The organism is Sphingobium sp. LF-16 (genome assembly GCF_003711185.1).
Classification (GTDB): Bacteria; Pseudomonadota; Alphaproteobacteria; order Sphingomonadales; family Sphingomonadaceae; genus Sphingobium; species Sphingobium yanoikuyae_A.
The window spans coordinates 2,625,868-2,646,880 of the sequence record NZ_CP029335.1 but is presented as its reverse complement, the minus strand read 5'-3'; the positions used below and the strand labels follow the sequence as shown (position 1 = coordinate 2,646,880).

Annotated in this window: 20 protein-coding genes and 2 pseudogenes; 13 read left to right on the top strand and 9 right to left on the bottom strand. The window is 63.9% G+C overall.

Features of this window, described 5'->3' with window-relative positions; genetic code table 11:
• The first annotated feature begins 14 nt into the window (after positions 1-14).
• Positions 15-263: an IS3 family transposase gene (locus tag DIZ22_RS12420; RefSeq protein WP_080993623.1), complete on the top strand. Its 249-nt coding sequence runs from the start codon at positions 15-17 to the stop codon at positions 261-263.
• Positions 264-347: 84 nt separating this feature from the next.
• Here DIZ22_RS12420 and DIZ22_RS12415 read toward each other — a convergent pair.
• Positions 348-1,098, bottom strand: a protein-coding gene (locus tag DIZ22_RS12415; protein WP_199909712.1) for an IS5 family transposase whose coding sequence is annotated in 2 segments (ribosomal slippage) — positions 348-774 and positions 773-1,098 — 753 coding nt in all. Because the reading frame shifts where the segments join, the coding sequence is not laid out codon by codon here.
• A 60-nt stretch (positions 1,099-1,158) separates the two neighbouring features.
• Between DIZ22_RS12415 and DIZ22_RS12410 the strand changes: the two are divergent.
• The 3 genes and pseudogenes from DIZ22_RS12410 to DIZ22_RS12400 form a co-directional block, all read left to right on the top strand.
• Positions 1,159-1,659: pseudogene (locus DIZ22_RS12410) on the top strand (transposase); the annotation flags it as partial.
• Between the two features lie 329 nt (positions 1,660-1,988).
• Positions 1,989-2,927, top strand: coding sequence for a right-handed parallel beta-helix repeat-containing protein (locus DIZ22_RS12405; protein WP_048938345.1), 939 nt, complete (start codon positions 1,989-1,991; stop codon positions 2,925-2,927).
• Positions 2,928-2,958: 31 nt separating this feature from the next.
• A complete protein-coding gene (locus DIZ22_RS12400) occupies positions 2,959-3,153 on the top strand; it encodes a hypothetical protein (RefSeq protein WP_048938279.1) in 195 nt (64 codons plus the stop codon).
• A 114-nt stretch (positions 3,154-3,267) separates the two neighbouring features.
• Here DIZ22_RS12400 and ahpF read toward each other — a convergent pair whose 3' ends face one another.
• From ahpF to betI, 3 genes are all read right to left on the bottom strand, one after another.
• Positions 3,268-4,848 carry an alkyl hydroperoxide reductase subunit F gene (gene ahpF / locus DIZ22_RS12395; RefSeq protein WP_048938280.1) on the bottom strand — a complete coding sequence of 527 codons (1,581 nt, stop codon included), beginning with the start codon at positions 4,846-4,848 and terminating at the stop codon, positions 3,268-3,270.
• A gap of 188 nt (positions 4,849-5,036) precedes the next feature.
• A complete protein-coding gene (ahpC, locus tag DIZ22_RS12390) occupies positions 5,037-5,600 on the bottom strand; it encodes an alkyl hydroperoxide reductase subunit C (RefSeq protein ID WP_004210655.1) in 564 nt (187 codons plus the stop codon).
• 134 nt (positions 5,601-5,734) lie between these two features.
• The gene (gene betI / locus DIZ22_RS12385; protein WP_048938281.1) at positions 5,735-6,337 is read right to left on the bottom strand and encodes a transcriptional regulator BetI; all 603 of its coding nucleotides are present in this window, start codon (positions 6,335-6,337) and stop codon (positions 5,735-5,737) included.
• Positions 6,338-6,507: 170 nt separating this feature from the next.
• Here betI and DIZ22_RS12380 point away from each other — a divergent pair, with 170 nt between their 5' ends.
• The 3 genes from DIZ22_RS12380 (at position 6,508) to DIZ22_RS12365 (ending at position 8,159) form a co-directional block, all read left to right on the top strand.
• Positions 6,508-6,990 carry a hypothetical protein gene (locus DIZ22_RS12380; RefSeq protein ID WP_048938282.1) on the top strand — a complete coding sequence of 161 codons (483 nt, stop codon included), beginning with the start codon at positions 6,508-6,510 and terminating at the stop codon, positions 6,988-6,990.
• A 469-nt stretch (positions 6,991-7,459) separates the two neighbouring features.
• The gene (locus tag DIZ22_RS12370; protein ID WP_080993624.1) at positions 7,460-7,765 is read left to right on the top strand and encodes a helix-turn-helix domain-containing protein; all 306 of its coding nucleotides are present in this window, start codon (positions 7,460-7,462) and stop codon (positions 7,763-7,765) included.
• Positions 7,755-8,159 (top strand): hypothetical protein, encoded by a 405-nt coding sequence (locus tag DIZ22_RS12365; protein WP_048938283.1) that lies wholly within the window; start codon positions 7,755-7,757, stop codon positions 8,157-8,159. The genes DIZ22_RS12370 and DIZ22_RS12365 overlap by 11 nt, the downstream gene beginning before the upstream one ends.
• Here DIZ22_RS12365 and DIZ22_RS12360 read toward each other — a convergent pair.
• The 3 genes and pseudogenes from DIZ22_RS12360 to lptF form a co-directional block, all read right to left on the bottom strand.
• Positions 8,125-8,355, bottom strand: a pseudogene (locus tag DIZ22_RS12360) (transposase); the annotation flags it as partial. The gene DIZ22_RS12365 and the pseudogene DIZ22_RS12360 sit on opposite strands and share 35 nt — an antisense overlap.
• Positions 8,356-9,258: 903 nt before the next feature.
• Complete coding sequence (gene lptG / locus DIZ22_RS12350) at positions 9,259-10,359, bottom strand: LPS export ABC transporter permease LptG (protein WP_004211023.1); 1,101 nt, start codon at positions 10,357-10,359, stop codon at positions 9,259-9,261.
• Positions 10,360-10,363: 4 nt separating this feature from the next.
• The gene (gene lptF, locus DIZ22_RS12345; RefSeq protein ID WP_004211025.1) at positions 10,364-11,575 is read right to left on the bottom strand and encodes an LPS export ABC transporter permease LptF; all 1,212 of its coding nucleotides are present in this window, start codon (positions 11,573-11,575) and stop codon (positions 10,364-10,366) included.
• A 137-nt stretch (positions 11,576-11,712) separates the two neighbouring features.
• On the opposite strand from lptF, the gene DIZ22_RS12340 reads away from it, so the two are divergent.
• Complete coding sequence (locus DIZ22_RS12340; protein ID WP_010337967.1) at positions 11,713-12,207, top strand: DUF2141 domain-containing protein; 495 nt, start codon at positions 11,713-11,715, stop codon at positions 12,205-12,207.
• A 7-nt stretch (positions 12,208-12,214) separates the two neighbouring features.
• A complete protein-coding gene (locus DIZ22_RS12335; RefSeq protein ID WP_010337966.1) occupies positions 12,215-13,180 on the top strand; it encodes an acylglycerol kinase family protein in 966 nt (321 codons plus the stop codon).
• A gap of 248 nt (positions 13,181-13,428) precedes the next feature.
• Here DIZ22_RS12335 and DIZ22_RS12330 read toward each other — a convergent pair whose 3' ends face one another.
• A complete protein-coding gene (locus tag DIZ22_RS12330; protein ID WP_048938284.1) occupies positions 13,429-14,322 on the bottom strand; it encodes a YegS/Rv2252/BmrU family lipid kinase in 894 nt (297 codons plus the stop codon).
• A gap of 69 nt (positions 14,323-14,391) precedes the next feature.
• On the opposite strand from DIZ22_RS12330, the gene DIZ22_RS12325 reads away from it, so the two are divergent.
• Together DIZ22_RS12325 and DIZ22_RS12320 are read left to right on the top strand one after the other, a co-directional pair.
• Positions 14,392-15,270 (top strand): metallophosphoesterase, encoded by an 879-nt coding sequence (locus tag DIZ22_RS12325; protein WP_048938285.1) that lies wholly within the window; start codon positions 14,392-14,394, stop codon positions 15,268-15,270.
• Between the two features lie 166 nt (positions 15,271-15,436).
• Positions 15,437-17,218 carry a diguanylate cyclase gene (locus DIZ22_RS12320; protein WP_048938286.1) on the top strand — a complete coding sequence of 594 codons (1,782 nt, stop codon included), beginning with the start codon at positions 15,437-15,439 and terminating at the stop codon, positions 17,216-17,218.
• A gap of 185 nt (positions 17,219-17,403) precedes the next feature.
• Here the strand turns inward: DIZ22_RS12320 and DIZ22_RS12315 are convergent, their stop codons facing one another.
• Entirely contained in the window at positions 17,404-18,279 is an 876-nt protein-coding gene (locus tag DIZ22_RS12315; RefSeq protein WP_048938287.1) for a LysR substrate-binding domain-containing protein, read from the bottom strand.
• A gap of 96 nt (positions 18,280-18,375) precedes the next feature.
• Here DIZ22_RS12315 and DIZ22_RS12310 point away from each other — a divergent pair, with 96 nt between their 5' ends.
• Together DIZ22_RS12310 and DIZ22_RS12305 are read left to right on the top strand one after the other, a co-directional pair.
• Positions 18,376-19,305, top strand: a complete 930-nt coding sequence (locus tag DIZ22_RS12310) for an AEC family transporter (RefSeq protein ID WP_048938288.1) — start codon at positions 18,376-18,378, stop codon at positions 19,303-19,305.
• A 129-nt stretch (positions 19,306-19,434) separates the two neighbouring features.
• Positions 19,435-21,012 (top strand): EAL domain-containing protein, encoded by a 1,578-nt coding sequence (locus DIZ22_RS12305; RefSeq protein WP_122928226.1) that lies wholly within the window; start codon positions 19,435-19,437, stop codon positions 21,010-21,012.
• Position 21,013: the final 1 nt, after the last annotated feature.

The following is a 21,013-nucleotide window of genomic DNA, read 5'->3' as shown; positions in this document are numbered from 1 at the left end:
GGCGCGATCAGGATCTGAAGGCGGAGGTGGTGCGCGTCTTTACTGAGAACTTCGGCGTCCACGGCGTGCGCAAAGTCTGGCGGCAGATCAACCGCGAGGGCTTTGCCGTCGCCCGATGCATCGTCGAACGGCTAATGCGCGATCTGCGTTTACAGGGGGTAATCCGTGGCAAGCCCGTGCGCGCCACGGTCAGCAACAAGGCTGCGCCTTGCTCACTCAATCACGTCAACCGGCGGGGCTGTCAGAAATTTCGTGTGCGGTGAGGCATAATGGGTGACAAGGAGACCCAGTATGTTTCGACTGAAAGACCCCTCGATACCAAACGACATTCTAGCGCGGATCGACATTCACGGCAGCCAGATCATAGCCGCGGCGATATGAACGAATCCGGTGAAGTGGGCGGTGCGGCGATCGTAGCGTGTAGCGAAGCGGCGGAAATGCTTGAGGCGGCTAAAGCATCGCTCGATCCGGTTGCGGTGCTTGTAGATGGCTGTGTCGTGCGGAATGAAGGTCTTGCGATTACGCTTCGAGGGGATGACCGCTTCGGCCTTCATGGCGGCGATCCTTCCACGTAAGCCATTGCTGTCATAGGCTTTGTCGGCGAGTACGGCCTCGGCCTTCTGGCATTCCAGAAGGTCAGGAGCGGCGGTGACGTCGCTGGCCTGCCCCGATGTGATGCGAAAGCGTAATGGCTGGCCAAGCGTATCCGCCAGCATGTGGATCTTGGCCGTCAGTCCACCTCGGGAACGCCCCAGCGCCTGGTCCTTGCTCCCCTTTTCCGGTCGCCGCCTGTTGATGGGCGCGGACGATGGTACTGTCGATCATCAGATACTGCTTGTCGCGGTCGGCGGTCAGCGTGTCGAACACCCGCTCCCATACACCAGCATGGCACCACCGGCTGAAACGCCGATGAACTGTCTTCCAACGGGTGTAGCGTTCCGGCAGATCGCACCAGTGTGCGCCTGAGCGTGAAATCCACAAACATCCGTTCACGAACAATCGGTTATCCGATCCCGTTCGGCCCGGATCGCCGGCCTTACCGGGCAGCAAAAGGGCTATCCTCGCCCACTGCGCCTCGGTTAGCTCATATCGCTTGATCCCCATCCATCCGCTCCGCGCCTCAACACGGAGCCACATGAATCAGACATCACGCCGTTTGTGAATCCTGAATGGCGATCCGGCCTAGCTGACACTGATGCCGCGGCTGCGCTAAGCCAAGGCGGCCGGCTCGATTCCCAGAAGAAGGCGTTTGCCGAACGGGCGCTCAATGCGGAGATGGATCACCATCTTGGCCAGGACGAACAAAGGGGCAACACCCCAAACGGCTATTGCCGCAAGACAGTGACGACTGACGGGCGGCGGATCGAGATGGAAGTAGCACGCGATCGGACGGGCAGTTTCGCCCCGCAGCTGATTGCTAAATGCCAGCGCTGTTTCCCTGGCTTCGATGACAAGATCATATCGATGTACGCGCCTGGAATGAGTACGAGAGAGATCACCGGTCATCTGCGTGAACTGTACGGGATCGACGCATCCCTCGACCTGATCAGCACGATCACCAACGCGGTGCTGGAGGAAGTCTCAATCTGGCAACAGCGCCCGCTGGACCCAGCTGATCCGCTGGCTTTCTTCGATGCGATCCGGGGTAAGGTCCGCGATTAGGGCATGGTCCGCAACAAGGCGGTTCATATTGCCTTGGGGGACTTGTCCACCACAGCGATCACGGCAGCCAATCGGTCAGATATGCCGGCCTCAATCTCCTGTTCTGCAAGCGGAAGCGACGGGCGGGCGTGCGGTGCGTTCGATCAGGATGTCATTGCGTTGCGGTCTGCCGCTTCGCCGACGGTCAGGTGAAAGGCGAACGGCCTTTTCGGGGCGCCGGACCCCTGTAAACGTCTTGGCAATAATCCTGCCCCAAAGTGGGGCATGTGCTTTCAGGTTTACTATGGGGCTTGGCTATGATGCGGTCGGCGCCTAGCCTTGATGCCATGCGCATCTTCTTGACCCTGCTGCTGGTGTCCGCAGCCATCACCGCGTCGGCCTTTGCCCAGAGTGCGCCGGCCCCGTTCACCCTTGCCGAAAATGGCCGGGGCTTTGTCTCGCTTGCCGATGCGATCGGCGCGATCGGCGATGGCAAGGGCACGATCATCGTCGCGCCGGGCACCTATCGCCAATGCGCCGTGCAGAATGGCGGCGAGGTGACGATCAAGGCGGCAACGCCGGGCAGTGCGATTTTCGACGGGGTGGTTTGTGAGGAAAAGGCAGCTCTGGTGCTGCGCGGCCGCACCACCATGGTCGACGGCCTGATCTTCCAGAATCTGCGCGTGCCTGACGGCAATGGATCGGGCATCCGCCTCGAAAAAGGCAATCTTTCCGTCAGCAACAGCCTGTTCCGCAACAGCGAGGAAGGCATTCTGACCGGCGAGGATCGCGGTGCCACGGTCCAGATCGACAAGTCGACTTTCCGCCATCTGGGCCGGTGCGACCGCGATCTCGACTGCGCCCATGGCATCTATATCGGCCGGGTCGCGCGCCTTAGCGTCACCCGTTCGCGCTTCGACCAGGGCGATGGCGGCCATTATCTCAAGAGCCGCGCCGCGCAGGTCGATATCCGCGACAACAGCTTTGACGACAGCGGCGGCCATCTCACCAATTACATGATCGACCTCAGTAACGGCGCCAGTGGCCAGATCGTCGGCAACGACATGGTGCAGGGCAAGGACAAGGATAATTGGTCGGCCTTCATCACCATTGCGCCAGAGGGCCGCGAGCAGGACAGCAGCGCCCTGGTGATCGAAGGGAACAAGGCCGGCTTCGTGCCGGGCCTTGCGCGCGGCTCGACCTTCGTCGCCAATTTTACCGACGATGTCGTCCGTATCGGCCAGAACCAGCTTGCCCCGAGCATGAAGGTGAAGGACCGGCGCTGACTTTGCCGCGCCGATCTGATAGGGAAGGGCGATGCGCACCACCTATGACAGCGCGACCGTCCGCCTCTATCATCTGGGCGACGACGGTGCGGCGATGACGATCCTGTACGGCCCCCTGAGCGAAGCCCTGCGCGTCGCCGAGCAGCAGCCGCAGGACGTGCAGGACGGTCTGTTCCTCGCCACCGACAATGATGTCGTCGCTTATCTCGACCTGATCGAAAGCTGAGCGGTCGCGCATTTCGGACGAGAGAATAGGAAAAAGGCCGGTCCGTCAGGGGAACGGACCGGCCTTCGCTGGCCTGAAAACCAGAAGGGGGGAACTGGTTCAGGCGGGCATTTTTCAGGCTGCCTCGGCCGCTTCCTCGGCAGTGGGCAGGCGGATCAGATAGTCGAAGGCCGACAGGGCTGCGGTTGACCCTGCCCCCATCGCGATGACGATCTGCTTGTAGGGCACGGTGGTGCAGTCGCCGGCAGCGAAGATGCCGGGCTGGCTGGTTTCGCCGCGCGCGTCGATCTCGATCTCGCCACGGGGCGAGAGGGCGATCGTGTCCTTGAGCCATTCGGTGTTCGGGACCAGGCCGATCTGGACGAAAATGCCTTCCAGCTCGACATCATGCTCGGTGCCGCTGTTGCGGTCCTTGTAGCTGAGGCCACTCACCCGCTCGCCATTGCCGTTCACCCTGGTGGTCAGGGCCGAGGTGATGATCTTGACGTTGGGCAGGCTGGCGAGCTTGCGCTGCAGCACCGCGTCGGCGCGCAGCTGGCTGTCAAACTCGATCAGGGTGACATGGGCGACGATGCCGGCCAGGTCGATCGCCGCTTCGACGCCGCTATTGCCGCCGCCGATCACCGCCACGCGCTTGCCCTTGAACAGCGGACCATCGCAGTGCGGGCAGTAAGCCACGCCCTTGTTGCGATATTCGTCTTCGCCGGGCACGCCCATCTGGCGCCAGCGGGCGCCGGTCGACAGGATGATGGTGCGGCCCTTCAGCGACGCGCCATTTTCCAGCACGACCTCATGATAGCCGCCTTCGGTCTTGGCCGGGATCAGCTTCGCCGCCTTCTGCAGGTTCATGATCTCGACGTCATAATCCTTGACGTGCGCCTCCAGCGCCGAGGCGAGCTTGGGGCCTTCGGTGCGGCTGACCGAGATGAAATTCTCGATGTCCATGGTGTCGAGCACCTGACCGCCGAAGCGTTCCGCCGCCACGCCGGTGCGAATGCCTTTGCGTGCCGAATAGATGGCCGCAGCCGCGCCAGCGGGGCCGCCGCCGACCACCAGCACCTCGAAGGGATCCTGCTTGCGAATCTTCTCCGCCGCCTTCGCCTCGGCGCCGCTGTCGATCTTGGCGACGATCTGCTCCAGCTCCATCCGGCCCTGGCCGAAGGGTTCGCCGTTGAGGAAGATGGTGGGCACGGCCATGACCTTGCGGGCGTCGACCTCATCCTTGAACAGGCCGCCGTCGATCGCGACATGGCTGATCCGGGGGTTCAAGACGCTCATCAGGTTCAGCGCCTGCACCACGTCGGGGCAGTTCTGGCACGACAGCGAGAAATAGGTTTCGAACGCATAGTCGCCGTCCAGATCCTTCACCTGCTGGATCAGATCCTGCGCGGCCTTGGACGGATGACCGCCGACCTGCAGCAGGGCGAGCACGAGCGAGGTGAATTCATGGCCCATCGGCAGGCCGGCGAAGGTGACGCCGATATCGGTGCCGACGCGGCGGATCATGAAGCTGGGCTTGCGCTTGTCCGAACCGGTGGCAAGGCTGACCTTGTCCGAAAGCTCGGCGATTTCGGTCAGCAATTCGTTCATTTCGCGCGACTTCGCGCTTTCATCCAGCGAAGCCACCAGCTCGATCGGCTGGGTGATGTTCGCCAGATAGGCTTTCAACTGCCCCTTGAGATTTGCGTCCAACATGTCTGTCTGGCTCCGTGGGAAAAAATGGCGGGCCGTCCCGATCGGGAGGACGCGACGGCCCGTCCGGGGAATTGGTGCGACCCAAAAGCCCCGTTGAAATAGAGATAAGTCTGTAGAAAGCTTTTTGAAGGTCCGCCGGGTCCCCTCAATCTGGGCGAACCCGGCGGCCTTTCAGCACCTAAAGATGCTTAGATCTTGCCGACGAGGTCGAGCGAGGGGGCGAGGGTTTCCGCGCCTTCTTCCCACTTGGCGGGGCAGACTTCGCCCGGATGGCTGGTCCAGTACTGCAGCGCCTTGATCTTGCGCAGCAGTTCGGCCGCGTTGCGACCCACGCCCTCGGGGGTGATTTCGACCAGCTGGATCACGCCTTCGGGATCGAGCACGAAGGTGCCGCGGTCGGCCAGGCCAACGCCTTCGCGCAGCACGCCGAACTGGTTCGAGATGTCGTGGTTCTGGTCACCCAGCATGTAATAGTTGATCTTGCCGATGGCCGGCGAGGTGTCGTGCCAGGCCTTGTGGCAGAAGTGGGTGTCGGTCGACACCGAGTAAACTTCCACGCCCATGCCCTGCAGGGTGGGGTAGATGTCGGCCAGGTCTTCCAGCTCGGTCGGGCAGACGAAGGTGAAGTCGGCCGGGTAGAAGAAGAAGACGGCCCACTTGCCCTTGACGTCGGCATCGGTGACGTCGACGAACTTGCCTTCCTTGAAAGCGGTTGCCTTGAAAGGCTGCAGGGGGGTGTTGATGAGAGCCATGGGCTATCCAGTTCCTTGATTAGGGTTGCTGTTGCGAAGCCTGTTTAGGGAAGCGGATGATTCGGGGGAAATTGGTTTTCTCGGACATGTTGATAGATAAAAGCGATCACACACTATCCGATTAATCGAACAGCTCATTGATCCCGCAGGGCATGACCCATGGCCCGTTCGACCAGCTGCTGCGCCTCCGCCGCGCTGAAACTGGTGGGATCCAGGCAATATTCCAGCCACAGCCCGTCGACCAGCGCGGTGAGGCCGATGGCCTTGAGCCGTACCTGCGCGGCGGAGAAGGCCGGCGCGGCGGCGGCGACCAGCCCCTCCAGCTGCGCGCGCGATGCGGCATAGATGTCGGCATGGGCGGCCGCGACATCGGCGTTGGACTTGATCAGGCTCCAGAAGGCGATCCAGGTGGCGAGCAGGTCGGCGTCCAGCACGGGCTCACGGAAATTGGCCTGGAGAAAGGCACGCAGCCGGTCCAGCGGATCATCGCCCGCGCCCATGATCGCATCGTCCATGGCCTGGGACACGCGCTGCCCGACATCGCGATAAGTGGCCAGGATCAGCGCATCGACACCCTCGAAATAATGGGTCAGCAGCCCGGACGACACGCCCGCGGCGGCGCAGATGGCGCGGACAGAGGTGCCTGCCACGCCCTTTTCCGCCAGACATTTTGCCGTTGCGTCGATCAGTGCCTGCCGCCGGACATCGGCGGACTCCCGTACGAATTTCGCTCTCACTTGCCCCCCGGCATGGGACGACCCGGCGTCCCGAACATGCTATATTGTTGCCGCTCATTGTGCGGAAATGACGGGCGCTGGCAAGCGCCGTTCGACCCGATTGCGGATCGATCCGGCCGGTTCGCCCGTTTCCCCCGCATATTGTCGTCATGACAGCAAGGAGACCATGGATGATCCGACAGCCCGCCACCACGTCCGCCCTTCGCCTGATCCTGCCCGGTCTGGGCGCGCTATTGCTGCTGGGTGGCTGCGCCAAGGGCGTGGACAATGAAGCGGTGGCGAACAATGCGAGCGTGCCGGCCCATGCCGAGGCGATCGAGGATACGGACTCTGTCGCGGCCCCGGACAATGTAGGTGCGGCGCTGCCTACCGACGAATGGGTCGGGCGCTGGACCGGGCCGGAAGGGCTGTTCCTCGACATCCAGCCCGCACCCGACGGCAAGCCGGGCCATTATGCGCTGGCCAACAAGGATAATCTCGACCGGGAGGCGACCTATAGCGGCCTGGCCGATGGCGCGACGATCCGTTTCGTGCGCGATGGCCGCGATCTCGCCATCCGGCCCGGCACGGGGGCGGAGACGGGCTTCAAATATCTCGCCGACAAGCAGGACTGCCTGATCGTGAAGCCGGGCGAGGAAGGTTATTGCCGATAAAGCGGGATCGGCAAGGGGCATGCCGACGCGACAGGGGCGAAGTTCACAGTGTCGTGTGGCATTTCGGGCTGTTTGCACTGGATACGCGCTCGCCACGCGCCCATGGCGCGCCAGTCGCGCGTCAACTGGGTCAGGACAGCGTCGGGCCGACGCGCCGGTTGGGTCATGCCGACGCGACAGGGAGGTGACACATGGGGCACCGACCGTGGCGGGCTCCGGCCGGGGCGAGAGAAGGGGGCGGTGCTGGTGCTTCGCTCAGGGTAGATCAGAGATTAGGCGAGACGGACAGGGCTTTGCTGCGCTTGCCTGACGATGTCGGGTTTTGACGGCTGACGCGCAAATGCTGGCCTCTCCATCTTCGTCATCCCGGACTTGATCCGGGATCCATTCTGCGCTCGCTCTCGGGCGTAGTGCCGAATGGATCCCCTGAGTTCACAAGCGAAGTGCAACACCGCAGACAGGTGTTGCCATGTCAGGATATTACCAGCTTACGCTTGAGGAACGGTGTTCGATTGCCCGTCTTCATGAAGACGGGCAATCGATCCGGCAAATCGCTGCAGCTCTGGATCGCTCGGCATCGACGATCTCTCGGGAACTGAAGCACAACAGCGGCCACACGATCGGCTATCGCCCCGTCCATGCGCAGGAACGGGCAGCGGCACGACGGTGGTCGGGCTCCCGGCTTGAGCGCGATCACGCGCTACGCGAAGCCGTGCTCGACCGAATGGCGGCGGGGATGATCACCCGAACAGATCGTCGGGCGCATGACACATGATGCCCGTCACGCCGTCGTCAGTCATGAGCGCATCTATCGCTTCGTCTATGCCCAGATACGGCGAACCCAGGACTTCAGCTGGCGCCTCTACCTTGCGCGCGGCAAGTCCAAACGCGGCTGGCGCCGAAAGCCGGGCGGCTCGCCGGCAAACTTCATTACTGGCAGAAAACCGCTCTGCGAGCGCCCCGGCGAGGCCGACGACCGATGCACGCCAGGCCATTGGGAAGCCGACGCCATGCTCTTTGCAACCTATGGACAAGCCATCCTAGTCGCCCATGAGCGGCAATCCTGCCTGACGCTCGTCGTCAAAATGAAAGACCGCAAGGCTACAACCACCGCCAGAACACTCCGGGCCCTGCTCGCTCCCATACACCAGCATGGCACCACCGGCTGAAACGCCGATGAACTGTCTTCCAACGGGTGTAGCGTTCCGGCAGATCGCACCAGTGTGCGCCTGAGCGTAAAATCCACAAACATCCGTTCACGAACAATCGGTTATCCGATCCCGTTCGGCCCGGATCGCCGGCCTTACCGGGCAGCAAAAGGGCTATCCTCGCCCACTGCGCCTCGGTTAGCTCATACCGCTTGATCCCCATCCATCCGCTCCGCGCCTCAACACGGAGCCACATGAATCAGACATCACGCCGTTTGTGAATCCTGAATGGCGATCCGGCCTAGAAGGCAGACGTTGCTGCAACGCTTCCTTATCGATCAATGCGCTGCCAGCGTGATAGAATTGGTGGACGCATTGCTACGGCGATTCAGACCGAGAGGTCGGATCGATGCCCTGCCGCGAGGCAATGCCCATGAGCGTTATGTCGCCAGATGGGATCATCCGACGGATCAGGTAAGGGGTGTTCTGCGCCGAACCAAGGGTAATAACGGAATGCGACTGACTGTGTACAATAAACTGGCACGGCAAGATAATAGTCAACAAATGCTGAGTGCGGTTTAGGTCGGTCAATGCCAGTGAAGGTATAGAGGCTTTGCTCGATCTTGATTTTCTGCTCAGGCGGTATCGCAAAATGGGTTGTTGAATTGCAGCAGCGCTGGCTCATAGGTCAGCTTCATAACATATCAGCGAGGGCCTGCTATTCCCCCAGCTTGAAGCGGTAATCTCATCGCCGTCGGCGCTCGGCAAGATGATGGGCACGCACTGGCTCGTAGCCGTCAGGCCGCGCCTTTGTCTTGGCGCTGTTGCGCCGCGGTTCGTGACTGATCGTGAACGCTGACCGTCCTGGGCGTGTCGCTATGCTTTTTCGAGATTTACCGGCTGCATGCAGCCGGTAAATCTCGATCCGCTCTTCAAGGCTGAAGTGGCCATGATTTTCTCCCATCGCGGCAACATTCTAACAGTTGTTGCACTTGTTCCGTGAACTCAAGGCGGCGGTAGAAGGAAGGCCGGCCGTCTCGCTATTCGTTGACGTGGCGTGCGCATGCCTGAGATGCCAGCCTTCGCTGGCATGACGGGATTTGCCAGCCCTTAACCACGCTTATTCCTCGGTTCTGAACAGCACCGTCTCGCCGAGCAGCAGGAAGAGGAGGAAGGGCGCCCAGGCGGCGAGAATGGGGGGGTAGGCGCCCAGATTGCCCATGGCGAGCGAGAAATTGTCGGCGACGAAATAGGCGAAGCCCAGCGCCATGCCCATCACCGCGCGCAGGAAGAGCTGGCCCGAGCGGGCGAGGCCGAAGGCGGCGACGGAGCCGAGGATCGGCATCAGCACGGCCGAGAGCGGCCCGGACAGCTTGTGCCACAGGCTGCCTTCCAGTTCTGCGGTCGGCCGCCCGGCATCGTGCAGGTCGCCGATCGCCGCCTGCAACTCGCTGAAGGTCAGGGCGTCGGGATCGACCTTGGCCAAGGTGAACTGGTCGGGACGGATGTCGCTGCCGAAGCGCACGGTGCCGACATTCTGGAGCGTGCCGCGGGCGACGTCGAACTGGCGCGCGCCTTCCAGCACCCAGCTCTTGCTGGCGGCGTCATAATGGCCCTTGGGCGCGGTAATGATGGTGGTGAGGCTGTTGTTGATGCGGTTGAAGATCTCGACCTTGCGCAGCTGCACGTCCTGGCCATGGCCCGCGACGATTGCCGCGGTGACGAGATTATTGCCGTCACGCACCCAGGGATTGGTCTTGATGCCGCTGTCCGCGGGCACCGGGCCGAAGTCGACCGCCTGCCAGGCGCTGAGCATCGCGGTCGAGCGGGCGACGATCCGTTCGTTGAAGGCGTAGCTGAGGACCGAGACGCCGAGTGCGGCGGCGATCAGCGGGGCGAGGATCTGCTGGGCGGAGAGGCCCGCCGCCTTCATCGCGATGATCTCGCTATTCTGGTTGAGCGTCGCCAGCATGATGAGGGTGCCGAGCAGCACCGAGAAGGGCAGGAAGCGGGCGACGATCTGGGGCGCGCGCAGGCCGACATAATGCCAGAGCTGCGCATCGCCATTGCCCGGATAGGCGAGGATGTCGCCCGAATTGCCGAGCAGGTCGAGCATCTGCAGCACGACCACCAGCATCGCTAGCACGGCAAGGGTGCGGGTCAGGAACAGCCGCACCATGTACCAGCTGACCTGGCGCGAGGGGAAGAAATCGAACTGCATGGGGTCAGGCTGCTCCTTGCGCCGGCTCGCCACGCCGCGTCACGAAGCGCAGCAGGCGGCCGATCTGCTTGCCGAGCTTGGCGAAGGCATATTCCAGCGCCGCGATCGGCTGTCCGCCGGGGCGGTGGGCGATGACATGATACATCCAGAAGATCAGCCCGGACGCCAGCAGGAACGGCCCCCATAGCGCGATGATCGGATCGATCTTGCCCAGCGAGCCGATGCTTTCGCCATATTGGTTGATCTTGTGATAGGTGACGATGAAGACGATCGAGAGGAACACGCCGAGCGCCGAGGTCGAGCGCTTGGGCGGGATCGCGAAGGCGAGCGCGGCCATCGGCAGCAGCATCATCATCACCACTTCGACCATGCGGAAATGGAAGTTGGAGCGGACCTCGTTGCGCAGCTTGGTCGGCGTGGCGGGATCACGCCCCATCGAGAAGAGTTCGGGCAGGGTCTTTTCCCGGTCGACGTCGCGGCCGCGGAAATTCTCGATCTGCGGCAGGTCGATCGGCAGATCGTGGCTGGAGAAGGAGAGGATGCGCGGTGTCTTGTATTTGGGTGCATCGTTCACCAGCACGCCGTCGCGCAGGCGGAAGATGATGGTGTCGGGATCGTCGGTGGCGAGGAAGGCGCCCTGGGCAGCCGTGACCGCGACCGACTGGCCATCCTTGCCGACGGCGCGGACGAAGATGCCGCGCAGGTTGCGTCCTTCGTCCAGGCTGCGTTCGATCCGCAGGGTCATGCGCTTGCCCAGGCTGGTGAACTCGCCGACCTTGATCGACGCGCCCAGCGCGCCCGAGCGCAGTTCGAAGCGCAATGCCTCATAGGCGTGGCGGGACAAGGGCTGGACCCAGCCGACAATGCCGAGGTTGAGCAGGGCGAGGGCGAAGGCGAACATGTAGGGGACGCGCAGCAGCCGGCCATAGGAGAGGCCGACGGCGCGCATCACGTCGAGTTCGGACGAGGTGGCAAGCTTGCGGAAGGCGAGCAGGATGCCGAGCATCAGCCCGATCGGAATGCCGAGCGAGAGATATTCGGGCAGCATGTTGGCGAGCATGCGCCACACGACGCTGACGGGGCCGCCTTCGGCCGCGACAAAATCGAACAGGCTCAACATCTTGTCGAGCACCAGCAGCATCGCGGCGATCACCAGGGTGCCAAGCAATGGCAGCGCGATCAGGCGGGCGAGATATCGGTCGATGGCAGTCAGCATTTCTCTATGTCGTCGTCCCATCACCATGTTTTGGCCGCAAACCCCGCCCATATGCGAGTCAGCTAATAAAAGAGTCGCGGGGCGAACAGGGGCTCGCCGTCCGATCACATCGGGCGGCTATAGCTTCCAGGAGTCTGATGGTCATGTTGAAAGTTGCAATGGGTCTGATGCCGGTGGCGGTTCTGTTGGCCGCAACGCCTGCCTTGGCCCATGGTCAGGAAATCACGAACGATCTGTCCCGTTGCGCCGCGTCGGCCAAGGGGCCGGCGGTGCTGGTCGATGTGCGCGGCTTTGCCGAGGCGACCGGCCGCGTGCGCATGCAGTCCTATCACGCCACCAAGGCGAGCTGGCTGACCAAGGGCGAATGGCTGAACCGGATCGACACCGTGGTCCGCCCGTCCGAAGGCGGCATGCGATTCTGCATGCCGATCCCGGAGCCGGGCAAATATGGCATCGCCGTGCGGCACGACCGGGACGGCAATGGCAAGACGGACATTTCGCGGGATGGCGGCGGTTTTTCGAACAATCCGTCGATCAACATCTTCAATCTGGGCAAGCCGTCGGTCGACAAGGCCGCCTTCTATGCTGGACCGGGCGTGACCCGGATCACCATCAACCTCAAATATATGTAAGGTCGTCATGGTTCGCGTCGCGCTCCTGTCCAATCCCAAGTCCACGGGCAACCGGCAGACCTTGCCGCGCGTGCGCAGTTTTTGTGCCAACAACCCGGACATCTTCCATTATGAGGTCGAGCATGTCGACCAGATCGGCCGCGCGCTGCAGACGATTGCGCGGGTCGATCCGGCCGTCATCGTCATCAATGGCGGCGACGGGACGGTGCAGGCGGCGCTGACCGAACTCTATCAGGGCGAGCATTTCTGCGGTCGGGTGCCGCCGATCGCGGTGCTGCCCAATGGCAAGACCAATCTGATCGCGCTGGACTTGGGCATCCATGGCGACCCGATCAAGGCGCTGGAGCGCATTGTCGAGATCGCCAAGTCGGGGCTGGGCGACCATGTCGTGCAGCGCGAGCTGATCGCGCTGACCGACGGGCAGACGACCCGTCCGGTGCTGGGCATGTTCCTGGGCGGTGCGGGCCTGGCCGACTATATCCTCTATTGCCGGGACAAGATCTATCCGCTGGGCCTGTCTAACGGGTTCAGCCATTTCCTGACCGCGCTCGCCGTGCTGGCGTCGCTGGTGTTCGGCATTCGTGCCCGATTCCTGCCACAATCCAGCCACCCGGTCAGCATCTCGCTGATGCGCGAGGGGCAGTTGGCGGGGCGCTTCTCGGTCCTGATCGTGACCACGCTGGAGCGGCTGCTGCTGGGCGTCGATCCGGGTGACAGCCGCCGTGGCAACATGAAGCTGATGGCGGTCGACCAGAGCGTGTCGGCGCTGCTGCGCCTGGTGTGGGCCAGCGTCTTCCGCCGGATGGGCAAGCAGCAGATGCAGGGAATCCATCTGGAGCAGGGCGACACGATCCGCATCGAGGGTGCGCAGAGCAGCGTGATCCTGGACGGCGAAATCTTCCGCGCGTCGGAAGGCAAGCCGATCCTGCTGCGCTCGACCGAACCGGTGCCCTTCCTGCGCCTGGCCGCCTGAGATCGGCCGAGCGGCGGGGGCTGTTTCGGCGCCCGCTGAATGGTTGAGATGGGTGGGCACAAGACATTCCTCCCCGGCACGGGGAGGGGGACCGCTCGCGTAGCGAGTGGTGGAGGGGCACAGGCCGGATAGCGCAGCGCTAAGAGGCACCTGCCCCTCCGTCAGCGCTTCGCGCTGCCACCTCCCCGTTCCGGGGAGGAACGTCCGCTCCTGATCGTTTCACGACAATTTAGACTTGTCCTCGCCACCTAGTCGCGTGGCACCGCTACATCGACCGCGCCCGGCGCGATCTTTACCGTGACCGGGGTTTTTGCCAGAACTTCGCCGTCGATCGATATCTTCTGTGGCGGGTGGCAGGCGAGCTTGAACTGGCGGCCGTGAAATTCCTCCGTATGGGCATTGCGGTCGCGCAGCTTCACGAATTTGGCATACCAGTCCCAGGCGAGGCGCGGCTTGGAGCGGCCGACGACGGCCTGGATCACGATCTCGCCGGTATCGACGGCAGCATGGTCCGATAGCTCGACCCCGCCGTGATAGGGGCCGTTGAGGATACGCACTTCTGTCGACCACAGGCGCCGTTCCTTCACGCCATCGTCGATGGTCAGGCGGAAGGCGCGGAAGCCGACCGAGCATTTGACCGCCCAGATGAGATAGCCGATGCGGCCGAGATAGCGTTTGAGCTTGTGCGGCACGGTCTGGCCGATCATCGGCGACAGGCCCAATGAGGCGGCATTCACGAAATAGTCGCGATCGATCATGCCGAGGTCCACGCGGCGGCGCTGGCCGGTGGCGATGGCGCGGACCGCGCCATCGAGGTCGAGCGGCAGGCCCAATGTGCGGGCGAAGCTGTTGGCGGTGCCGAGCGGCAGCACGCCGAAGACGCAATCCTTGCCGACCAGTTCGTCGACCGTGCCCGACATGGAGCCATCGCCGCCGCCGACGATGACCATCGGCGCGCCGCTTTCCACCGCCTGGCGGACGGTTGCGGCCATCTGTTCGGGGTCATCGACCGCATGGGCAGCGATCAGCTCGACGCCGGCGGCTTCGAGCTTTTCCCTTGCCTGATTGAAATTGTCCTGGCCGCGTCGGCTATGGGCGTTGACGACCAGGATCGCCTGCCGGGGGAGCGTTTTCGTTTCCATGCCGCAATAACACCGTGCGGCGATTTCGGGTCCATCGGAAACGAATAGCGATGGATTCGTTGGGGAGGCATGGCCCGTATCGCCCATCTGTCCGACATTCATTTCGGCGCGCATGATCCGCGCATCGTCGACGCCGCCACCGCCTGGCTGGAGGAACGCCGGCCCGACCTGGTCGTCATCAGCGGCGACTTGACCCAGCGGGCGCGGGTGGAGCAGTTCAGGGCGGCGGCGGCCTGGCTGGGTCGCCTGCGCGCTGCGGGGCTGAAGATCCTGGTGATCCCCGGCAATCATGACGTGCCGCTGTTCGACGTGGTGCGACGCTTCGCCCGGCCGCTGGCGCGCTACAAACGCTATATCAGCCGCGACCTCTGTCCCTTTTACGAGGATGACGAGGTCGCGATACTGGGCCTCAACACCGCCCGGTCGCTGACGATCAAGGACGGGCGGATCAACCATGACCAGATGGACCGGCTGCGCGAGAGTTTCGCGCAGGTCGCGCAGGCCAAGACCCGCATCCTGGTGACCCATCATCCGCTGTTCGCCATGCCGATCGGCCGCGGTGGAGAATTGAGCGAGGCGGTGGGGCGGCATGAGGATGCGGTGCAGGCGGCGTGCGAGGCGGGGGTGCATGTTGCGCTGGCCGGGCATTTCCACCGCACCTATGCGGAGGCCGCGCAGAAGATGGTGGCGCATAGCGGCGGGGCCCTGGTCATCCAGGCGGGGACGGCGACATCGACCCGGCTGCGCAATGCCGAGCCGCAAAGCTTCAACTGGCTGCATGTCCGGCGCAGCAATGCGATTGAACTGCAGGTGATCGTCTGGGACGGCAACGCGTTTCGTCGGGCCAGCCATGTCGATTATGTGCGGGAAGGCGACGCATGGACGGGACGGGATGTTATCGATCCGCCGACGGTTGGCAGCCTGGCTGTGCTACAAGGGACAGGCTGAGGCAGGAGTCTTCGATCGGTCGCAATTCTCCCTAAAAAACAATGATTCATGTTGCATCGGCGAAGCGATTGACCAAAGGCGATGGGCTTGCGGACCCAGGGAGTGTCAGTTGGTCGGATCATTGTCCCATCGGATTGTGGTGCTGTGCGGCATATTGTGCGTGGTTATGGTGCTGCTCGCCGGGTTGTTGCTCGACGGGTCGGCGCAGATGCGCGGTAGCCTGGGCTGGGTGACTCATTCCTCGCAGGTGCTCAAGACCGCAAACCGGACGCTGGGTCATCTGCAGGAAGCGGAGTCGGGACAGCGCGGCTATGTGCTGACCCGCAATCCCGAATTTGCCGAGACCGTCGCGGCCGAGATCGCCGCCGCCAAGCATGATGCGGCCGCGCTGGTCAGGCTGACGGCCGACAATCCGCCGCAGAATGAACGGGCGCAGCAGGTGCGTGCGCTGGTGACGGAACGGGCCGCGAGCCTGGAGAAGTCGGCGGCCATGACCCGCGCGGGCGACTTTGCCGGGGCGCAGGCATCGACCGCGACCGGGCGGGGGCGCTATCTGATGCTGATGGTAGAAGCGCGGGTCGGCGATCTGCTGGCCGAGGAGCGCGCGCTGTCGGTCGATCGCATGGGCGCGGTGGAACGGCGGCTCAACTATATTCGCTGGCTGGTGCTGCTGGGCACGCCGCTGACGGTGGCGATAATCGTCATCATGGGCGTGGCGCTGATCCGCGGCATCCGCCGTCCGGTCGATGCGATGATGACGGTGATGGGCAAGCTGGGCGCGGGCGACCGCAGTGCGCGCATCGATGTCGAGATGCGGTCGAGCGAGTTCGAGCGGCTGGCCGGCGGCTATAATGAAATGGCGCGCGAACTGGAGGCTGCGGTCGCCGACCAGGTGGACAGCGAGGGGCGGCTGAAGGTCGCCAACCAGGAACTGAGCGCCAATGCGCAGGTGTTGCGCGAACGGGGCGAGGTGATCGAACTGCTGGGCGGCATGGCCCACCGGATGCAGGCGGCCCGCACCGACGAGGAACTGGCGTCGATCATCCGGGTGTTCGTGCCACGCGTGCTGCCCGATATTCCCGGCGCCCTCTATGCCCATAATAATTCCCGTAACCTGCTGGTGCCGATCGCGGCCTGGGGCGGGCTGGAGGTCGAGCAGGCGGGCTTTGCGCCCGACCAGTGCTGGGCGCTGCGGCGCGGGCAGAGCCATTATGTGACCGAGCAGGGATCGGACATCGTCTGCGCCCATGTCGGGGCCGAGGCGGACCATTATCATTGCGAGCCGCTGCTGGCCGGCGGCGAGGTGATCGGCGTGCTGTATCTGCGCGGCGTGGTGGGGGCCGAGAACCGGTTCCGCCTGACCGTGCTGACCGAGAATATCGCGTCGGCCCTGGTCAACCATCGTCTGCAGCGCGGCCTGCGCGAACAGACGATCCGTGATCCGCTGACCAGCCTGTTCAACCGCCGCTACATGGAAGAGACGCTGGCGCTGGAGATTGCGCGGGCGACGCGCACCGGTAGCCCGCTGAGCCTGGTGATGTGCGACGTCGACCATTTCAAGCGCTTCAATGACGAGTTCGGCCATGAGGCGGGCGACGCGGTGTTGCAGGCGGTCGCGACCGAAATGCGCAGCCGCTTCCGCGACGGCGATGTCGTCTGCCGCTTTGGCGGCGAGGAGTTCACCATCATCGCGCCGGGCACGTCGGCCGTGGTGCTGGCCGACCGGGTGGAGATCGTCCGCCAGGCGATCAGCGAGCTGATGGTCAACCAGGGTGGGCGCACGCTGGGGTCGACGACCATGTCCTTCGGCGTCGCCACCTGGGAAGAGAGCATGGAGCGCGACGGCTCGACACTGATCAAGGCGGCCGATGCCGCGCTCTATCGCGCCAAGCGCGAGGGGCGAAACCGGGTGGTGCTGGACGCGCGGGCGGAAGCGCTGTCAGCCTGACCAAAGTGGCCTGAAAGGGGCGGCGGAAAATAGGAAAGTCGCCGCTTAACTTCGCATATTTCCCGCACATTTCGACATTTTATGCCGATGGTTGGAAATTTCCTTGCGTCGTCCAGCTTGCCTGAGTTGAGAAAGAGCCGGGCGCGATCATGGCAGTTCGGCGCGCTGTAGGACAGCGGACCGTTTCATGCGGGCTGGAGGCTGTCGGCGATCGCGCGCAGATGGGTGAGCGCCGGATTGCGGGCGTCGGGGCGGACCATCAGCAACTGTTCGACCATCGGCGCGTCGACCAGCGGCACGAAGCGCACGCTGGTCATGGCGAGCCGTCGCAGCGATTCCGGTACGATCGCGACGCCCAGCCCTTCGCCGACCAGGCTGACGATCGTCTGCTGCAACTGGGTTTCGAGCAATATGGCGGGTGGCGCGGCCAGCCAGCCCAGGATCGCGCGGCGCAGCGTGGGCGTCACATCCGCGGGCGAGAGGATGAAGCGTTCGCCGGCCAACTGGTCGGGGGTGAGGGCGCTGGCACTGGCCAGATGATGGTCCGACGGGACGACGGCGGCGAGCGGCTCGCGATAGAGCGGGCTGGTGACGAGGCCGCGCCGGGGGCCGGGATCGAAGCCGATGGCGGCGTCAAAGCGCCCCTCCATCACGCCGTCGGCCAGCATCATCGGCAGTGTTTCGCGCAGGTGCAACGTCACGTCGGGATGGGCGGTGGCGAAGCGGCGGGTGAGCAGGGGCACGCTGCTATAGGCGGCATGCATCATGAAGCCGATCGTCAGTTCGCCACGGTCGCCGGACTGCCAGGCGCGGGCATCGCGACAGGCGCGGTCGAGCGCGGCGATGATCTGTCGCGCATCCTCCAGGAAGCGGGCGCCGGCCGGGGTCAGCACGGCGCTGCGCGAATGGCGCTCGATCAGGCGGACGCCCAGTTCCTGTTCCAGTGCAGCCACCTGGCGGCTGAGCGGCGGCTGGGTGACGTGCAGCCGTTCGGCCGCGCGGCCAAAATGCAGCGTTTCGGCGACGGCGACGAAATAGCGGAGCTGGCGAATATCAATCATACGGAAACGGTATCAATCATTCCATGCAATGGCATTGGTATGCATCGATCCGGCGGCGTAGGCGAGCGCTGTTTCCGCTGTCCCGAAAGTCCTCCGATGTTGTCCGTAATGCTGATCGTCCTGCCCATCTTCGCGCTGATCGGGGCGGGATGGATCGCCCGCAGGAGTGGCGTGCTGGGGCCGCATGCGACCGGCGAGATCAATCGCTTCGTGGTGTGGCTGGCGCTGCCGGCGCTGCTGTTCGACATCGTTGCCAAGGCGCGGTGGAGCGACATCTGGCAGCCCGGCTTCATCGCCGTCTTCGGCATCGGCGCGGGGCTGAGCTTTGCCGCGACGCTATTGCTGCGGCGACGCGAAGGGCGGCATCTGGCGGATGCGACGGTCGATGGGCTGAATTCAGGCTATGCCAATACCGGCTTCATCGGCTTTCCGCTGGCGGCGACGATATTGGGGCCGGCATCGCTGGCGCCGACTTTGGTGGCGACGATCATGACCGTCTGCCTGCTGTTTGCGGTGGCGCTGATCCTGATCGAGATCGGGATGCAGAGCGAGCGGCGGCCGGGGCACATGATGGCCAAGGTCGCACGGTCGCTGGCGACCAATCCGCTGCTGGTCGCGCCGCTGGTCGGTGGGCTGTTCCTGGCCTTTGCCATTCCGCTGCCGGCGCCGCTGGACAAGTTCCTGTCGCTGCTGGGCGGTGCGGCGTCGCCCTGTGCGCTGGTCGCGCTGGGGCTGTTCATTGCCGAGAAGCGGGAGGGCGCCCCGCCGCCGGCGGGTGCGGTGGGGTTTCTGGTCGGCATGAAATTGCTGGCGCAGCCGCTGCTGACCGGGGCGCTGGCGCTGGTCTTCCGCCTGCCGCCGGCGCTGGCGGCGACGGCGGTGCTGATGGCGGCGCTGCCGACCGGCACCGGTCCGTTCATGGTCGCCGAATTCTATGGCCGGGAAGCGGGTATTACCGCGCGGGTGGTGCTGGTCTCCACCATCGCCTCGCTGGTGACCATTACCCTCTATCTGAGCCTGCGCTGAGCATTAGGGCGACAGGGCGTTGGGCTTTCACGCGCAAGGACAGGCCGTTAACAAAATAAATACTCGTCTTTGCTCTGCTGAGGGCGCAGGTTTTGCTGCTCCGATGGCGAATGAAGATGGGGGCCGGACTTGCGGCGACGGATCATTATCTTTCTGGCCCTGATATTGGCGATATTGGCGATCGTCATTCCACTGGCACTGACCGTCCATTTTTCGCGCGAGCGGGCGATCGCCGCCGAGCGCGCGCATATGCAGGAATATGCCAACTGGACGCTGCTGCGCGCCGAACAGGTGCTGACCGACGCCAAGGATGTGCTGGCGCAGGTCGGCAAGGGCGATTGTTCCGTCGGCCATATCGAGCGGATGCGCCAGTTGGCGATCGACAGCGGGGCAGTGGAGGAAGTAGGCCATTATGATGGCGATCGGCTGGCCTGCACCGGTTGGGGCAAGGTGCCGGCGGATGTCGTCATCGGGCGCGGGACGCCTTCGGCGACGCTGGCGGGCGGTTATGCGCTGCATCTGCATGTGAAGCCGCGCATCAGCCATGCCCGCGAGGTGATGGTGCTGGGCTATCGTGACCATAATGTGCTGATCCTGCCGCAGCGGCTGGTCGATGTCTTGTCCGACAGCCACATGATCCTGGGCATCGCGACGCGGCAGGGGACACTGATCGCCATTACCGGGCGGGCCAATGACGGGCTGGTGGGACAATTGAGCCGGCAGGCGATGACCGGGATGGACGAGACGGACATCTATGCGTCGGTGCAGCGCGGCGACCTGACCGCCTTTGCCATTGCCGACCGCAGCGCCATCGATGCGAAGCTGGGCAGCGAGATGCGCCTGTTATTGCCGATCGGGCTGGTGGCGTCCGCGATCCTGATGCTGCTGATCCTGTGGGTGTCACGCCAGCGCCTGTCGCCGGAAAAGGAACTGAAGCTGGCCATCCGCAAGCGCGAGTTCCAGGTTCATTATCAGCCGCTGATCGAGCTGGCGACTGGCTATTGCGTGGGCGCCGAGGCGCTGGTGCGGTGGCGGCGGCCCGATGGCCGGTGGATAGCGCCCGACCTGTTCATCCCGCTGGCCGAGCAGAGCGGGCTGATCCTGGACATTACCGACCATGTGATCGAGCAGGTGGTGGCGGACCTGCACGCCATGCTGCTGGCCGAACAGCAGGTGCATGTGGCGATCAACATTTCCGCGCGCGACCTGGAAAGCGGCCGCTTCCTGGACGTGCTGGAGCGCGAGATAGCCAAGGCCGGCATCGCGCCGGGCCAGATCTGGCTGGAGGTGACCGAGCGCAGCCTGATCAACCCGGACACGGCCCGCGCGACCATCGCCCGCGCGCGCGATGCCGGGCATCTGATGGCGATCGACGATTTCGGCACCGGCTATTCCAGCCTGTCGCTGCTGGAGACATTGCCGCTCGACGCGCTCAAGATCGACAAATGCTTCATCGATGCGATCGGCCGGGATGCGGCGGCCAGCGTGGTCACGCCCCATATCATCGGGATGGGGCGGGCGCTGAAGCTGAACCTGATCGCAGAAGGGGTGGAGACCCGCGAACAGGATGCCTATGTCCGCAAGGCCGGCGTCCAGTTCGCGCAGGGCTGGTATTATGCCAAGGCGTTGCCGGCGGACGAGTTCATGGCCTTCTACCGCGACTATAATCGGGGCAAGCGATCCCGCTTCCTGAGCGTCGCGGCCTGAG

Excerpts from the sequence above, each read along its gene's own strand:
- DIZ22_RS12400 (WP_048938279.1), top strand. The coding sequence starts at position 2,959 with ATGCGCACCACCTATGACAGCGCGACCGTCCGCCTCTATCATCTGGGC.
- lptG (WP_004211023.1), bottom strand. The coding sequence starts at position 10,359 with ATGCAGTTCGATTTCTTCCCCTCGCGCCAGGTCAGCTGGTACATGGTG.
- DIZ22_RS12315 (WP_048938287.1), bottom strand. The coding sequence starts at position 18,279 with ATGATTGATATTCGCCAGCTCCGCTATTTCGTCGCCGTCGCCGAAACG.
- ahpC (WP_004210655.1), bottom strand. The coding sequence starts at position 5,600 with ATGGCTCTCATCAACACCCCCCTGCAGCCTTTCAAGGCAACCGCTTTC.
- DIZ22_RS12325 (WP_048938285.1), top strand. The coding sequence starts at position 14,392 with ATGGCCCGTATCGCCCATCTGTCCGACATTCATTTCGGCGCGCATGAT.
- DIZ22_RS12320 (WP_048938286.1), top strand. The coding sequence starts at position 15,437 with ATGGTGCTGCTCGCCGGGTTGTTGCTCGACGGGTCGGCGCAGATGCGC.
- DIZ22_RS12335 (WP_010337966.1), top strand. The coding sequence starts at position 12,215 with ATGGTTCGCGTCGCGCTCCTGTCCAATCCCAAGTCCACGGGCAACCGG.
- DIZ22_RS12405 (WP_048938345.1), top strand. The coding sequence starts at position 1,989 with ATGCGCATCTTCTTGACCCTGCTGCTGGTGTCCGCAGCCATCACCGCG.
- DIZ22_RS12340 (WP_010337967.1), top strand. The coding sequence starts at position 11,713 with ATGGTCATGTTGAAAGTTGCAATGGGTCTGATGCCGGTGGCGGTTCTG.
- lptF (WP_004211025.1), bottom strand. The coding sequence starts at position 11,575 with ATGCTGACTGCCATCGACCGATATCTCGCCCGCCTGATCGCGCTGCCA.
- DIZ22_RS12365 (WP_048938283.1), top strand. The coding sequence starts at position 7,755 with ATGACACATGATGCCCGTCACGCCGTCGTCAGTCATGAGCGCATCTAT.
- DIZ22_RS12370 (WP_080993624.1), top strand. The coding sequence starts at position 7,460 with ATGTCAGGATATTACCAGCTTACGCTTGAGGAACGGTGTTCGATTGCC.
- DIZ22_RS12310 (WP_048938288.1), top strand. The coding sequence starts at position 18,376 with ATGTTGTCCGTAATGCTGATCGTCCTGCCCATCTTCGCGCTGATCGGG.
- DIZ22_RS12380 (WP_048938282.1), top strand. The coding sequence starts at position 6,508 with ATGATCCGACAGCCCGCCACCACGTCCGCCCTTCGCCTGATCCTGCCC.
- DIZ22_RS12330 (WP_048938284.1), bottom strand. The coding sequence starts at position 14,322 with ATGGAAACGAAAACGCTCCCCCGGCAGGCGATCCTGGTCGTCAACGCC.
- ahpF (WP_048938280.1), bottom strand. The coding sequence starts at position 4,848 with ATGTTGGACGCAAATCTCAAGGGGCAGTTGAAAGCCTATCTGGCGAAC.